The following is a 14,948-nucleotide window of genomic DNA, read 5'->3' as shown; positions in this document are numbered from 1 at the left end:
CGGACAGGCTGGCGAAAGCCCTGCCGCGCACGCGGAACCATCGCCGGTGACGGATCGTCGATGAGCCGGGGAATGCCATGCGAAGCCTGATCGGGATGACGTTCCTGAACTCCTCCGTAGGCCAGCGCCGGCTGCGCCAGAACGGCATCGTGCTGCGCCTGGGACGGGTAGTCGCGGATCGCCGGCGCGCGGCCCTGCCGCACCGGCAAGGGCGCTGCCTCGACCGCCAGGGCCTGGAGACCCTGCTGCTGTGGCTACAGCGGCACTTCCTCTGCGTGCCCCTGGAACACCTGCTCGAAGGCCCCGCTCCAGCCTGCCTGCGGATCGCCCTGAGCGTCGACGGCAACCCTGCGGAACTGGCCGAGCTGGTCTATCCGCTGCTGGAACGCTACGAAATGCCGGCGAGCGCCTTCATCGGCGGTGACCCGCGCAGTTGGCGCGAAGCGGTGGCCGAGACGCTCTGGCAGGCCGATGCGACTGCCGCCGGACCCTTGCTGGAACTGCTGGAGGGTTACAGCGGCGCGGCACTCATGGCGGTGTTCGAACGCACCGGCGACGACCAGCGTCGCAGCCGCAACCTCGACCTCCTCCTGCGCAAGCTGGAACGCCTCGACCCGGCCTCGCAGCAGGCCTTGCACGCGGCCTGCCCGGTTCCCGCACCGTACAGCGCTGGCGACTGGGAGCGGGTCCGCCGCCTGGAAAACAGCGGCCTGCTTCGCTTCGGCCTGCGCGGACAGGAGCCGCACCCATCGGCAGGCCTTTGCGCCGAGGACTGTCTCGGCCGCGCCCACCGCCAGCTCCAGCAGCATTGCGCCGCCCCCCTGCCGGTGTTCTGCCAAGCTAGCACCACACCCGCCGCGCAACCCGGCCTGCGCGCCGCCCTCGGTCGGCTTGGCTACCGCTTCGCCTTCGGCGCGCGCAATGGCCTGGTGGATACCCGTTGCGACCCGCTGGACCTGCCGCGCATCGAGGTGGGCGCGGCGATCGCCGCCCGTCCCGGCCGGCTGGCCTGGCGAATCTATCGTGGAGCCCGTCCATGAGCACGGCCTCCAACCCGTTCCCAAGGAGGCGCGACAGGCAGTCGCCCTCCGCCGGAAGACCGCCCGAACCACGGGAAGCGAACGCGCCGTCGCCCGCCACGCCGCAGCGACGCCGCTCTCAGGGATATGGCCAGCCCAGCTGGCCCGGTATCAGCAAGGATCGTCCCATGACTGCAGACACCCCTACCTCTGTCGCTACCATCAACCACCTGCTGCTCGGCGCGCCCTACACCAGCCCACTGGTGATCCCCGGTGACTGGCTGGTCGACGAACTGGAAGGCGCCGTGGAAGTCGGCGGCTTCACCGACGGCCTGTTCCGCTGGCCGACGCGCAAGCGCAGCGGCCGCCCTTCGCCGATTCTCTGCGGCGACCTGCTGCGCGCGGTACGTACCGAATGCGCCGAGTCGGTGCAGTTCTGGTGGGGTTTCAGTCCGAGCCTGGTGGGACGCTGGCGCCGCGCCCTCGGCGTGACCCGCCGCAACAATCCCGGCGACCAGGCGGTGGCGCGCGCCCGCGCCGCCCTCGCCCGCTCGCTGGACCGCAAGGCGCCGCCGAAGGCACCGGCCGCCTGGTCCAGCGAAGAGGTCGAGTTCATCCGCCGCCACGGCAGCAAGCGCAGCCTGGCCTGGTGCGCCTACATGCTCGGCCGGAGCTACCAGAGTGTCGCCAGCAAGGCCGAGGAGCTTTCCCCGCACAGCCAGCGCGACCGCAACAATGCGATCTGGAGCAAGTCCGAGGAAGACCTGCTGCGCCAGCACTACCAGCAGCGCGGTTCGCTATGGTGCGCGCAGCAGACCGGCAAGACCCGCGCGGCGGTATTCCACCGGGCCAAGAAGCTGGGCCTGCAACGGCAGCGGCCGAAACACCCGTGAGGCCGGTCGCCGCCCTCTCCCGCCGAGGCGAGAGAGGGCCAGTGCTCAACCGCGGTAGTAGCGCTGCGCCACGAAGGGCATCTTGCTGACCACCAGGGTCACCGGCTTGCCGCGCACCATCGCCGTCACCTCGCTGCCCAGGCCGGCCAGCTCGCTCGGCACGTAGCCCATGGCCAGCGGCGCGTTGAGACTCGGACCGAAACCGCCGCTGCTGACCTTGCCGATCGCCCGCCCCTGGGCATCGACGATCTCGGCGCCCTCGCGCACCGGCATCCGCCCCTGCGGCAGGAAACCGACGCGCTTGCTGGCAACGCCCTGCGCCTGCTGGGCAAAGATCCGCTCGGCGCCGGGGAAGCCGCCGGCGCGCACGCCGTCGGCGCGGCGCGCCTTGGAAATGGCCCAGCCGAGGCTGGCTTCGACCGGCGTGGTGGCGCTGTCCATGTCGTGGCCGTAGAGGCACAGGCCGGCTTCCAGGCGCAGCGAGTCGCGCGCGCCGAGGCCGATCGGCGCCACTTCCGGCTCGGCCAGCAGGCGCCGCGCCAGGGCCTCGGCATGGGCGGCGGGCACGGATATCTCGTAGCCGTCTTCACCGGTATAGCCGGAGCGGCTGACGTAGCAGTCCTGGCCGAGCAGCTCGACGCGGGCGAACTGCATGAAGGTCATCTGCGCCACCTGCGGCGCCAGGCGCTCCAGCACCCGCACCGCCGCCGGTCCCTGGAGGGCGAGCAAGGCACGCTCCTCGAACAGCGGCTCGACGCTGCAACGGTCTTCCAGGTGACGACGCAGGTGCGCCAGGTCCTGGTGCTTGCAGGCGGCGTTGACCACCAGCAGCAGGCAATCGCCGAGGTTGGCCACCATCAGGTCGTCGAGGATCCCGCCCTGCTCGTCGGTGAACAACGCGTAGCGCTGCTGGCCCACCGGCAGGTCGAGGATGTCCACCGGCACCAGGCTTTCCAGGGCCAGCGCCGCATCGGCGCCCACCAGGCGGATCTGGCCCATGTGCGAAACGTCGAACAGACCGGCCTGCTCGCGGGTGTGCAGGTGCTCCTTGAGCACCCCGGCCGGGTACTGCACCGGCATGTCATAGCCGGCGAAGGGCACCATCTTCGCCCCCAGTTCCAGGTGCAGGGCGTGCAGGGGCGTCTTGGCGAGGGTTTCTGCGGTCATGTTTCACTCCATGGCATCCCGGCCTCCTGTCTGCCGGAGAGCCGCGATCGATTGTCGGGAAAGAAAAAAGAAGCGCCGGCGCAGCGGCGCGGTTCAGCATTCGATGATGTTCACGGCGAGGCCGCCGCGCGCGGTTTCCTTGTATTTGCTTTTCATGTCGGCGCCGGTCTGGCGCATGGTACGGATGACCTTGTCGAGAGAGATGAAATGCTGGCCGTCGCCGCGCAGAGCCATGCGCGCCGCATTGATCGCCTTCACCGAAGCCATCGCGTTGCGTTCGATGCAGGGCACCTGGACCAGCCCGCCGACCGGGTCGCAGGTCAGCCCGAGGTTGTGCTCCATGCCGATTTCGGCGGCGTTCTCGACCTGCTGCACGCTACCGCCGAGCACTTCGCAGAGCGCCCCGGCAGCCATCGAGCAGGCCACGCCGACCTCGCCCTGGCAACCGACCTCGGCGCCGGAGATCGAGGCGTTTTCCTTGTAGAGGATGCCGATCGCCGCCGCGGTGAGCAGGAAGCGCACCACGCCGTCGTCGTCGGCCCCGGGGATGAAGCGCGCGTAGTAATGCAGCACCGCCGGAATGATCCCCGCCGCGCCGTTGGTCGGCGCAGTCACCACGCGGCCGCCGCTGGCGTTCTCCTCGTTCACCGCCAGGGCGTAGAGGTTGACCCAGTCGAGCACGCTGAGGGCATCGCGCAGGCCGGCCTCCGGCCGCTGGCACAACTGGCGGTGGAGCGCCGCCGCACGGCGCCTGACCTTCAGCCCGCCGGGCATGATGCCCTCGTTGCGGCAGCCGGCCTCGACGCAGTCCTGCATCACCTGCCAGATACGCAGCAGGCCGGTGCGGGTTTCCTCGGCGGGGCGCCAGGCCTTCTCGTTCTCGGCCATCAACTGGCTGATCGACAGGCCTTCGCGGGCGCAATGGTCGAGCAGTTGCCGCGCGGTCTTGAAGGGGAACGCCAGCGGCGTGCGGTCCTCGACGATGCGGTCGAGGCCGGCGGCCTCGTCGTCGACCACGAAACCGCCGCCCACCGAGTAGTACTCGCGGCTGCGGACCTGCAGGCCGGCAGCGTCGAAGGCACGGAAGATCATGCCGTTGGGATGGTAGGCCAGCGGCTTGCGGATCAGCGCAAGGTGTTCCTTCTCGACGAAGCGGATCGGCCGCTCGCCGAGCAGGCGCAGCTCGCCGCTGGAACGGATGGCATCGAGCCGAGCGGGAATCGCGGCGGTATCCACCGTGTCCGGCTGCTCGCCCTCCAGGCCGAGCAGTACCGCCTTGTCGCTGCCGTGGCCCTTGCCGGTGGCGCCGAGCGAGCCGTACAGCTCGACCTTGATGCTGGCAGTGGCCTCCAGCAACCCCTCGCGCCTCAGCCCCTCGGCAAAGCGCGCGGCGGCACGCATCGGCCCCACGGTGTGGGAGCTGGACGGCCCGATGCCGATCTTGAACAGATCGAAGACACTCAGGGACATGCTCGTCTCCGCTTGCGGATTGGCCGCCACCATGGCGGCGCTCCTGTTCAATCAGCGTAGACCGGGAAGTGCCGGCAGAATTCGCCGACCTGGCCCCTGACCCGTTCGCCGACCTCGGGATTGTCGATATCGTCGAGGATGTCGCAGATCCAGCCGGCCAGTTCGCGGCACTCGCCCTCGCGGAAACCGCGAGTGGTCACCGCTGGGGTGCCGATGCGGATGCCGGAGGTGACGAACGGGCTCTGCGGATCGTTCGGCACGGCGTTCTTGTTCACCGTGATGTGCGCCGCTCCGAGCGCCGCGTCGGCGGCCTTGCCGGTCAGCCCCTGCTTCACCAGGCTGATCAGCATCAGGTGGTTGTCGGTGCCGCCGGAAACCACGTCGTAGCTGCGCCCGATGAACACCTCGGCCATCGCCTTGGCGTTGCGGATCACCTGCGCCTGGTAGTCCTTGAAGCCCGGCTCCAGCGCTTCCTTGAAGCACACCGCCTTGGCCGCGATCACGTGCATCAGCGGGCCGCCCTGGGCGCCGGGGAATACCGCGGAGTTGAGCTTCTTCTCGATCTCCTCGTTGGCGCGCGCCAGGATCAGGCCGCCGCGCGGGCCGCGCAGGGTCTTGTGGGTGGTGGTGGTGACCACGTCGGCGAAGGGGATCGGATTCGGGTAGAGGCCGGCGGCGACCAGCCCGGCGACGTGGGCCATGTCGACGAACAGCAGCGCGCCGACCTTGTCGGCGATGGCGCGGAAGCGCGGGAAGTCGAGGGTCTTGGAGTAGGCGGAGAAGCCGGCGACGATCATCTTCGGCTTATGCTCCACGGCCAGGCGCTCGACTTCGTCGTAGTCGATCAGCCCGGTAGCGGTGTCCAGGCCGTACTGCACGGCGTTGTACAGCTTGCCGGAGGAGGACACCTTGGCGCCGTGGGTGAGATGGCCGCCGTGGGCCAGGCTCATGCCGAGGATGGTGTCGCCGGCGTTGAGCAGCGCCAGGTACACCGCGGCGTTGGCCGAGGAACCGGAATGCGGCTGGACGTTGGCGTAGTCGGCGCCGAACAGTTGCCTGGCGCGGTCGATGGCCAGCCGCTCGACCTTGTCGACGTGTTCGCAGCCGCCGTAGTAGCGCTTGCCCGGATAGCCCTCGGCATACTTGTTGGTCAGGCCGCTGCCCTGCGCCTGCATGACCCGCTTGCTGGCGTAGTTCTCCGAGGCGATCAGTTCGATGTGGTCTTCCTGCCGCCGGTCTTCGGCGTCCATCGCGGCGAGCAGTTCGTCGTCGTAGCCCTGGAGCTGGTCGTGCTTGCTGAACATGGCGCTGGCCTCTTGTCGTGTCGGTGTCAGGACGCTCGCTGGCGCGAGCGTGGCCGCGGCGCCGCTACGCAAGCGCGGCGCCGGGAAAGGGGTATCGCCGGAAACGGAAGGACGCCGCCGCTGGCGGCGCCCTCCTCGTCCGTCACTCCTCGCTGTACGCCTCGATCGGCGGGCAGGAGCAGGTCAGGTTGCGGTCGCCGTAGACGTTGTCGACGCGGCCCACCGGCGGCCAGTACTTGGCCTCCACCAGGCTGGCCAGCGGATAGGCGGCCTGCTCGCGGCTGTAGGCGTGGTTCCATTCGCCGAGCAGTTCGGCGGCGGTGTGCGGCGCGTTCTTCAGCGGGTTGTCTTCCTTGTCCAGCTCGCCGCGTTCCACCGCGCGGATTTCCTCGCGGATGCGGATCATCGCGTCGCAGAAACGATCCAGCTCGGCCTTCGACTCGCTCTCGGTGGGCTCGATCATCAGCGTGCCGGCCACCGGGAAGGACATGGTCGGCGCATGGAAGCCGAAGTCCATCAGGCGCTTGGCCACGTCGTCGACGCTGATCCCGCTGCTGTCCTTGAGCGGACGCAGGTCGAGGATGCATTCGTGGGCGACCAGGCCGTTGCCGCCGGCGTAGAGCACCGGGTAGTGCTCCTCCAGGCGATGGGCGATGTAGTTGGCATTGAGGATGGCCATTTCCGAGGCGCGCTTGAGGCCTTCGCCGCCCATCATGCGGATGTACATCCAGGTGATCGGCAGGATGCTCGCGCTGCCGTACGGCGCCGCGCTCACCGCGCCTTCCTTGCGCTCGCCGCGAGCGTGGCCGGGGAGGAACGGCGCCAGGTGCGCGCGCACGCCGATCGGGCCGACGCCCGGGCCGCCGCCGCCGTGGGGGATGCAGAAGGTCTTGTGCAGGTTCAGGTGGGAAACGTCGCCACCGAACTTGCCCGGGGCGCACAGGCCGACCATGGCGTTCATGTTGGCGCCGTCGATGTACACCTGGCCGCCGCAGTCGTGGACGATGGCGCAGATCTCGCGGATCGCTTCCTCGAACACGCCGTGGGTGGACGGATAGGTGATCATCAGCGCGGCCAGGCGTTCCTTGTGCTCGCTGGCCTTGTTGCGCAGGTCCTCGACGTCGACGTTGCCGCGCGCGTCGCAGGCCACCACCACCACGCGCATGCCGACCATGCTGGCGGTAGCCGGGTTGGTACCGTGGGCGGAGGACGGGATCAGACAGATGTCGCGCTGGCTGTCGCCGCGGCTCTGGTGGTAGGCACGGATCGCCAGCAGGCCGGCGTACTCACCCTGGGAGCCGGCGTTGGGCTGCAACGACACGGCGTCGTAGCCGGTGGCGGAACAGAGCATCGCCTCCAGTTCGTCGGTGAGCTGGCGGTAGCCTTCGCTCTGCTCGGCCGGGGCGAACGGGTGCAGGTTGCCGAATTCGGCCCAGGTCACCGGGATCATCTCGCTGGCGGCGTTCAGCTTCATGGTGCAGGAGCCCAGCGGGATCATCGTGCGGTCCAGCGCCAGGTCCTTGTCCGCCAGCTTGCGCAGGTAGCGCATCAGCTCGGTTTCCGAGTGATGGCGGTTGAAGATCGGGTGGCTGAGGATCGCCGACTGGCGCAGCAGCTCGACTGGCAGGCGGTCCCCGCTGCTGGCGGCAAGGGCGGCGAAGTCCGGGAGCGCCTGGCCCTCTTCGGCCAGCAAGCCCCAGAGGGTCTCCACGTCGGCCTGGCGGACGGTCTCGTCGAGCGACAGGCCGAGACGGCCGGCATCGATCTCGCGCAGGTTGATCCCGGCGGCGCGGGCCTTGGCATGGATCGCCGCGGTACGCGCGCCGGTGGCCAGGCTAAGGGTGTCGAAGAAATGCTTCTGCTCGACGGCCACGCCCAGGCGCTCCAGGCCGGCGGCGAGGATCGCGGTCAGCCGGTGGGTGCGCCGGGCGATGCGCAGCAGGCCCTGCGGGCCGTGGTAGACGGCGAACATGCTGGCGATGTTGGCCAGCAGCACCTGGGCGGTGCAGATGTTGCTGGTGGCCTTCTCGCGGCGGATGTGCTGCTCGCGGGTCTGCATGGCCAGGCGGTAGGCCGGCTTGCCGTGGCGGTCGATGGAGACGCCGACCAGGCGTCCCGGCATGTCCCGCTTGAAGGCGTCGCGGGTGGCGAAATAGGCCGCGTGCGGCCCGCCGAAGCCGAGCGGCACGCCGAAGCGCTGGGCGCTGCCGATGGCCACGTCGGCGCCGAACTCGCCCGGCGGGGTCAGCAGGGTCAGCGCCAGCAGGTCGGCGGCCACCGCGACCAGCGCATCGACCGCATGGAAGCGGCTGACCAGTTCGCGATAGTCGACGATCTCGCCGTCGCAGGTGGGGTATTGCAGCAACGCGCCGAAGTAGGCGGAGAAGTCTTCGATGGCGCTCTCGTCGCCGACCACCACCTCGATGCCCAGCGGCTCGGCACGGGTGCGCAGCACGTCGAGGGTCTGCGGGTGGCAATGGCGGGAGGCGAAGAATGCCTGGCTGGTGCGGTTCTTCGACAGACGCTTGCAGAAGGTCATGGCCTCGGCGGCGGCGGTCGCCTCGTCGAGCATCGAGGCGTTGGCGATCGGCAGGCCGGACAGGTCGCTGACCAGGGTCTGGAAGTTCAGCAGCGCCTCCAGGCGGCCCTGGGAGATTTCCGGCTGGTACGGCGTGTAGGCGGTGTACCAGGCCGGGTTCTCCAGGAGGTTGCGCAGGATCGGTGCCGGGGTGTGGCAGTTGTAGTAGCCCTGGCCGATGAAGGAACGCAACGCGCGATTGCGCGCGGCGATCGCCTTCAGGCTGGCCAGCGCCTCGGCCTCGCCCATGCCGGCCGGCAGGTCGAGCACGCTGCTGCCCTTGATGCTGTCGGGGATCACGTTGCCGATCAGCGCGTCCAGCGAGTCGTAGCCCAGGCGCTGGAGCATGGCCTGGGTGTCGGCGGCACGCGGGCCGATATGGCGGGCGATGAATTCGTCGTCGGTGCCCAGGTCGATGGCGCCGAGGTTCAGGTTATCGGTCATGGCGGGATCCTCAGGCGTCGGCGTTGGCGTTCAGCAGGCGGTCGTAGGCGGCCTGGTCGAGCAGCTTTTCCCAGGCGCCGGCGTCGGCCGGACGGAAACGGAAGAACCAGGCCTCGCCGAGCGGATCCTGGTTGACCAGCTCCGGGGCGTCCGGCAGCGCGTCGTTGATCGCCACCACCTCGCCGTCCAGCGGCATCAGGATGTTGCTGGCGGCCTTGACCGACTCCAGCACCGCCACTTCACTGCCGGCGGCGTGTTCGCCGAATTCCGGCAACTGCACGAATACCACGTCACCGAGGGCGTCCTGGGCGTAGGCGGTGATGCCGACGGTCAGCAGCCCGTCGTCGTCCTGGCGCAGCCATTCGTGGTCGGTGGTAAAGCGCAACTTGCTCATGCTGGATCCTCATTGTCAGCGGGTCGCCCGGTCGGAACGGGACTTTGTTCTGCGGCTGCCCGTAGCAAGCAGGGTGCCAAGCGGCCCCGGCCCTGTCGCCACGGGGCGTGGCCGGGCGCGGGGGAAACCCGGACAGGGCCGCCATGGAACGCTTTCGTTACAGACCCGCCGGACATTTCCCGAACCAGAGCGCAAACGCCTGACAGCAAAGGTTTTTCCGGCAATCGGAACGAATTCGTTCCACTCGTAACCGAAGCGTTACAGCCGATGGCACAGCCCCTGTCGCTGCAAGCTGGCGCGCAGGTGCTCGAGGAACGCGCGGACCTTCCGCGTGTTGCGCCGGTGCCCCGGATAGAGGACATGGATGGAGGGCCCGAACGGCCCCGGGTCGAAGTGGTAGTCGCCGAGCAGGCGCACCAGCCGCCCTTCACCGAGCAGCGGCGCGACGCTCCACTGCGGGCAGAACTGCAGGCCCAGCCCGGCCAGCAGGTGGGCGAGCAGGAAGTCGTAGTTGTCGCTGGCCAGTCGCGGGCGCGGCTGGTCGATACGCTGGCGGGCGCCGTCGCGCTCCATCCACCAGAAGTTCTGGTTCAGCGAAGGGTGCTGGAAGACCAGCCAGGCGTGCCGCTCGAAGTCCTCCGGGCCTTGCGGCGCGGGTTGCCGCGCCAGGTAGGCGGGGCTGGCGCAAAGCACGATCTGGTTCGGCGCCAGCGGCCGCGCCACCAGCCCCGGCAGGTCAATGGGGCCGTCGCGCAGGCCGAGGTCGTAGCCGCCTTCGCTGAGATCGAGGAAGGTTTCGTCGAGGTCCACCCGCAGGCTGATCCGCGGATGCGCCTCGAGGAAGCTGGCGCAGGCCTGCTGGAGGAACGCCGCGGCGAACGACGGCGGCGCGGCGAGGCGCAGTTCGCCGCGCAACTCCGACTCCAGCAGTTCGATCTCCTGCCCCGCCGTGCGCAGCGTTTCCAGGGACTGACGAGCCGCCTCCAGGTAGATCTGCCCGGCCTCGGTCAGCGCCAGGCTGCGGGTGGTGCGCTCGAACAGGCGGGCACCGAGTTCCGCTTCCAGGTGGGCGACGGCCTTGGTCAGCGCCGAGGGCGTCTTGCCCAGGCGCTCGGCGCCACGGCTGAAGCTACCGGTTTCGGCAGTGGCGACGAACATCGCCAGGGCATTCAATTTGTCCATCGACTCCTTCCGTTCCGGCACAAGTGTTGTGCGCCGCGCCCGGTTCTGCCGGGCCGGCGCTTTGACTAGTCTCGCCTTGCCCGGGCCACGCTACACAAGACCAAGAAGCAAAGGAAACCACCATGAAGCAACGGATTCCCACCCTCCTCGCCGGCGCCTGCCTGGCCATCCCCCTGCACGCCCTCGGCGCCGCCGACCTGCTGGTGGTCAACGCCAGGATCTTCACCGCCAATCCGCAGCAACCCTTCGCCGAGGCCCTGGCGGTAGAGGACGGGCGGATCCTCGCGGTCGGCGACGAGGCCGGGCTGCGCGCCCTGGCCGATGGCGACAGCCAGGTCGTCGATCTCGGCGGCAAGCGCCTGATGCCCGGCCTGATCGACACCCATTCGCACGCGGTGTTCGGCGGCCTGGAGCTGGCCGGCGCGGACATGGGCAACGAACAGGTCGGCCTCGACGAACTGGAACGGCGCCTGCGCGCCTGGCGCGACAACGGCAAGGCGCGACATGGCGACATGCTCAATGTCAGCGGCATGCATACCGCCTACTGGAGCCAGGTCAAGGACTTCCGCGCGCGCTTCGACCACGGCGAATGGGCCGACCAGCCGCTGGCCTTCATCGGCAGCGACCACCACACCGGCTGGGCCAACGCCGCCATGCTGAAACGCGCCGGCATCGACGCCGCGCGGGTCCGCGCCCTGCCCGAGGAACAGCGCAACACCATCGGCCACGACGCCGACGCCACCCCCAACGGCTTCCTCGCCGATGCCGGTCTCGACGCGGTGCTCGCGGTACTGCCGGCGCCGAGCGCGGAACAGATGCTAGAAGCCGGACGCAGCGCGGTGCGCTACAGCAACTCGCTGGGCCTGACCGCATGGATGGACCCGGCCGCCAATGGCTCGCCGGGCGACGCCCTGTTCAGCCTCAGGCCCGACGAGAACACCGTCGGCGTGCTACCGGTCTACCAGCGGCTGGCCAAGGGCGGCGAACTCAGCGCCCACGTCGCCGCCCTCCTGGTCGCCAACCCACGCAGCCGGCCGGCCGACCTCGAGGTGCTGGACAAGGTGCGCCAGCGCTTCCTCGGCAGCCCCAACCTGACCCTGCCGGGAATCAAGGTGTTCGCCGACGGCGTACCGGAATACCCGGCGCAGACCGCCGCGCTCCTCGAGCCCTATCGCAACAGCAGGAAGACGGGCGAACTGCTGATCGACCCGGCGCACTTCGGCGAACTGGTCAGCGCCGCCGACGCCCGCGGCTGGCTGGTCCACGTCCACGCCATCGGCGACCGCGCGGTGCGCGAGGCGCTGAACGGCATGCAGCAGGCGCGGCGCGACCGCGACAGCGGCATCGCCCATTCGATCACCCACCTGCAACTGGTCAATCCCAAGGAGTTCGAGCGCTTCAGGCCGCTTGGCGTGATCGCCTCGATGCAGCTGTACTGGGCCGCCGCCGACGAAACCACGGTGGACCTGATGAAGCCCTATATCAGTGCCTTCGCCTACCGCTACCAGTACCCGGCGCACTCCCTGCTGAGCAAGGGCGCGACCATCGCCGGGGCCAGCGACTGGCCGGTGTCCAGCCTGTCGCCGTGGAAGGCCATCCAGCAGGCGGTGACCCGCAAGGGCCCGCAGGGCGTGCTCAACGCCGGCGAACGCCTGGACCGCCAGACCATGTTCTACGCCTACACCCGCAACGCTGCGCGGACCATCGGCCTGGAACACCGGATCGGCAGCCTGGAGCCGGGCAAGCAGGCGGACTTCATCGTCCTCGACCGCGACGTGTTCGAGGTGCCGGAGACGCAACTGGGCGAAACCAAGGTGCTGAAGACCTGGTTCGCCGGCAAGCCGGTGTATTCCAGCGAGGGCTGAGCCCGCTTCAGGCGCGCGGACCGATGCCGTACTTGCGCAGGCGGTGGGCGATGGCGGTGTGCGAGGTTTGCAGGCGCGCCGCCAACTGGCGGGTCGATGGATAGCTGACGTAGAGCTTCTCCAGCAGGGCTTTCTCGAAGCCCTCCACCGCCTCCTCCAGGCTGCCCACCTCGCCGTCGTTCTGCCGCGCCACGGCGGTGCCGGCGATCTCCAGGTCGCCGATATCCACCAGGCTGCTCTCGCAGATCGCAGCGGCGCGGAAGATCACGTTCTGCAACTGGCGCACGTTGCCCGGCCAGCGGTTGCTCAGCAGCGCCGGGTAGGTGCCCGGTGCCAGCCGGCACACCGGGCGCTGGATCTGCGCACAGGCCTGCTGCATGAAGTGCCGCGCCAGCAGCAGGATGTCGTGGCCGCGCTCGCGCAGCGGCGGGACTTCCAGGCTGAGCACGTTGAGGCGGTAGAACAGGTCCTCGCGGAAGCTGCCCTCGGCGACCATCTTCTCCAGGTTGCGGTGGGTGGCGCTGAGGATCCGCACGTCGACCCTCACCTCGCGGTCGCCGCCGACCCGGCGGAAGCTGCCGTCGCTGAGGAAGCGCAGCAGCTTGGCTTGCAGATAGGGGGACATCTCGCCGATCTCGTCGAGGAACACCGTGCCCTGGTGGGCCAGCTCCAGCAGGCCCGGCTTGCCGCCGCGCTGGGCGCCGGTGAAGGCGCCGGGGGCGTAGCCGAACAGCTCGCTTTCGGCCAGGTTCTCCGGCAACGCCGCGCAGTTCAGCGCCAGGAACGGCGAGTTGTGCCGCGCACTCAGGGCATGGCAGCCGCGCGCCACCAGTTCCTTGCCGGTACCGGTCTCGCCGTGGATCAGCAGCGGCGCGTCGAGCGCCGCCACGCGCTGCGCACGGGTCTTCAGGGTGCGGATCGGCTGGGAATCGCCGAGGAGCATCTCGAACCCCTCGGCATGGTCATGGTGCAAGGCCGCCAGGCGCTCGCCGATGCGGTTCGGTTCGTAGAGGGTCAACAGGCCGCCGGCCAGGTGCCGCTCGCCCTCGCCCGGCCCTTCGGTGATCGGCGTGGCATCGAGCAGCAGGGCCTGGCCCATGAATGTCACTTCGCGCAGCGGCAGGCGGAAGCCCTGCTCGACCAGCGCATCCTCCAGGGTTTCATCGTCGAACAGGCTGGCCAGCCGCTCGCCGGCCGGGTCGCGTCCGCAGCGCTCGCTGAAGGCCGGGTTGGCCAGCAGCACCAGGCCCTTGCCGTCCACCGCCAGCACCGGATCGGCCATCGCCGCCAGCAACGCATCGAGCTGCAAGCGGCGGCGCTGGCCGGGAAGGATGTCGACCACGGTCATCGCCTGCACGCCACGGATGCCCAGCAGCGCTGCGCGCAGTTCCTCCAGCACTTCGGGACTGAGGGTCGGCGCGTCGATGTAGACGTTCGGCGGCACCATTTCCACCGCATCCAGGTTCAGGTTGCGCCCACCCAGCAGCGCCAGCACCTCCTGGGTGATGCCGACACGGTCGATGAAGGAGACGTGGATGCGCATGCGGGAACCTGGACTGCGGCGACGCTCGCCATAAAGCCGTCGATTGTACGGCCTGGCGCCGCCCAGCCCAAGGGGCCGGCGTCAGGGTACGGGGCGCAGCGCCTCGCTGCGGGTGCGGTGGCTCCAGTCGCCCTCGTCGTCCATCACGGTTTCGGTCACCAGCACTCGGCCCGGCTGCTGCGGGTCGGCCTTGTACAGCACCAGTTCGGCCTCGGCATCGTCCCAGGTGGTGGAGATGTCCGGCAGCACCCGCACCCACTGGCCGTCGCGGATTTCCAGCAGCGACGACTTGGTCCAGGTGCTGGTCCACCAGGTACGCAGCAGTTGCAGGCGCTCGCGGCCGCTGTCGTCGAGGCCGCCGAGGACGCTGAGCACCGCGCCGGTGCAACTGCCCAGCGGCTTGGGCGGGACGCGCGCGTCGGCGCTCCAGAGGTCGCAGCGGCAATCCTCGTATTCGTCGCACAAGGCGGCGCTGTTCGGCGCGTGGGCCACTACCCAGGCGAAGTCCGCCTCGGTACCGGCGAAGCGGCCGCGAGCCAGCGGGGTGTACCGCGGGTCGACGGCGTAGCGGGTGATCTCGTCGCTCTCGCCGACGAAGCGCCAGGTATCGCCCGGCCCGGCGCGCTCGGCCAGGAGCAGCCCCGGATAGTTGCGCAGGCGTCCGTCGAGGCGTACCTGCTTGACGAAGCGCACCTCGTAGCGGCCTTCCTGGTCGCCCGGCACGATCTGCGGCGCAGCGACGATGCGCTGCTCGAAGTCGGGATGGCGGGCGAAGAAGGCCTGCTTGGCGGAGAGGGTGCGCTCGCGCGTCTGCGCGCGGCCATAGTAGTCCAGGCGCGGCGCATAGACCCCTTCCAGGGCCTTGCCGCTGCGTTGCCCGTGGGCGGCCTGCCAGCGCTGGAACAGGCCGAGGATTTCGCTTTCGGCGGCAGCCTGGACCAGCGCTGGGTACAGGCAGAAGAGCGCGGCGCAGAATACCGGGCGCAAGAGTCGGCGCATCGAGAACATCCTTGTCGTTCGATTGAGGCGAACGCCGATTGTCCCCTATCCGCCGACGCTGGCAAATGGCCCTGGACGATTTTTTCCGAT

Annotated in this window: 11 protein-coding genes; 3 read left to right on the top strand and 8 right to left on the bottom strand. The window is 69.4% G+C overall.

All coding sequences use genetic code 11. The features are described 5' to 3' along the window. Positions 1 to 77 precede the first annotated feature (77 nt). Complete coding sequence (locus JHD77_RS24090; protein ID WP_191519439.1) at positions 78 to 1,040, top strand: polysaccharide deacetylase family protein; 963 nt, start codon at positions 78 to 80, stop codon at positions 1,038 to 1,040. Then, a complete protein-coding gene (locus JHD77_RS24085; protein WP_003136336.1) occupies positions 1,037 to 1,912 on the top strand; it encodes a hypothetical protein in 876 nt (291 codons plus the stop codon). Before JHD77_RS24090 ends, JHD77_RS24085 begins: the two co-directional genes overlap by 4 nt. A gap of 45 nt (positions 1,913 to 1,957) precedes the next feature. Here JHD77_RS24085 and gcvT read toward each other — a convergent pair whose 3' ends face one another. From gcvT to JHD77_RS24055, 6 genes are all read right to left on the bottom strand, one after another. Beyond that, on the bottom strand, positions 1,958 to 3,079 hold the full coding sequence (gene gcvT, locus JHD77_RS24080; RefSeq protein ID WP_003122380.1) for a glycine cleavage system aminomethyltransferase GcvT: 1,122 nt from the start codon (positions 3,077 to 3,079) through the stop codon (positions 1,958 to 1,960). A gap of 93 nt (positions 3,080 to 3,172) precedes the next feature. Further along, positions 3,173 to 4,549 (bottom strand): L-serine ammonia-lyase, encoded by a 1,377-nt coding sequence (locus JHD77_RS24075; protein ID WP_003113084.1) that lies wholly within the window; start codon positions 4,547 to 4,549, stop codon positions 3,173 to 3,175. Between the two features lie 47 nt (positions 4,550 to 4,596). Then, on the bottom strand, positions 4,597 to 5,853 hold the full coding sequence (glyA, locus tag JHD77_RS24070; RefSeq protein WP_034022559.1) for a serine hydroxymethyltransferase: 1,257 nt from the start codon (positions 5,851 to 5,853) through the stop codon (positions 4,597 to 4,599). A 142-nt stretch (positions 5,854 to 5,995) separates the two neighbouring features. Then, positions 5,996 to 8,875 (bottom strand): aminomethyl-transferring glycine dehydrogenase, encoded by a 2,880-nt coding sequence (gene gcvP, locus JHD77_RS24065; protein WP_003160368.1) that lies wholly within the window; start codon positions 8,873 to 8,875, stop codon positions 5,996 to 5,998. Positions 8,876 to 8,885: 10 nt separating this feature from the next. After that, entirely contained in the window at positions 8,886 to 9,269 is a 384-nt protein-coding gene (gcvH, locus tag JHD77_RS24060; RefSeq protein ID WP_031756194.1) for a glycine cleavage system protein GcvH, read from the bottom strand. 258 nt (positions 9,270 to 9,527) lie between these two features. Beyond that, positions 9,528 to 10,451 carry a LysR family transcriptional regulator gene (locus JHD77_RS24055; RefSeq protein WP_003089722.1) on the bottom strand — a complete coding sequence of 308 codons (924 nt, stop codon included), beginning with the start codon at positions 10,449 to 10,451 and terminating at the stop codon, positions 9,528 to 9,530. 122 nt (positions 10,452 to 10,573) lie between these two features. Between JHD77_RS24055 and JHD77_RS24050 the strand changes: the two genes are divergently transcribed. Next, a complete protein-coding gene (locus JHD77_RS24050; RefSeq protein ID WP_003111567.1) occupies positions 10,574 to 12,316 on the top strand; it encodes an amidohydrolase in 1,743 nt (580 codons plus the stop codon). Between the two features lie 7 nt (positions 12,317 to 12,323). Here the strand turns inward: JHD77_RS24050 and JHD77_RS24045 are convergent, their stop codons facing one another. Both JHD77_RS24045 and JHD77_RS24040 read right to left on the bottom strand, forming a co-directional pair. After that, positions 12,324 to 13,859: a sigma-54-dependent transcriptional regulator gene (locus tag JHD77_RS24045; protein ID WP_003105794.1), complete on the bottom strand. Its 1,536-nt coding sequence runs from the start codon at positions 13,857 to 13,859 to the stop codon at positions 12,324 to 12,326. A gap of 81 nt (positions 13,860 to 13,940) precedes the next feature. Then, the gene (locus JHD77_RS24040; protein ID WP_003122400.1) at positions 13,941 to 14,858 is read right to left on the bottom strand and encodes a hypothetical protein; all 918 of its coding nucleotides are present in this window, start codon (positions 14,856 to 14,858) and stop codon (positions 13,941 to 13,943) included. Positions 14,859 to 14,948 lie beyond the last annotated feature (90 nt).

The organism is Pseudomonas sp. P20, assembly GCF_016463925.1.
GTDB lineage: Bacteria > Pseudomonadota > Gammaproteobacteria > Pseudomonadales > Pseudomonadaceae > Pseudomonas > Pseudomonas aeruginosa.
Note: the sequence above shows the minus strand (reverse complement) of the source record. Positions and strands in the feature narration are given on the sequence as shown.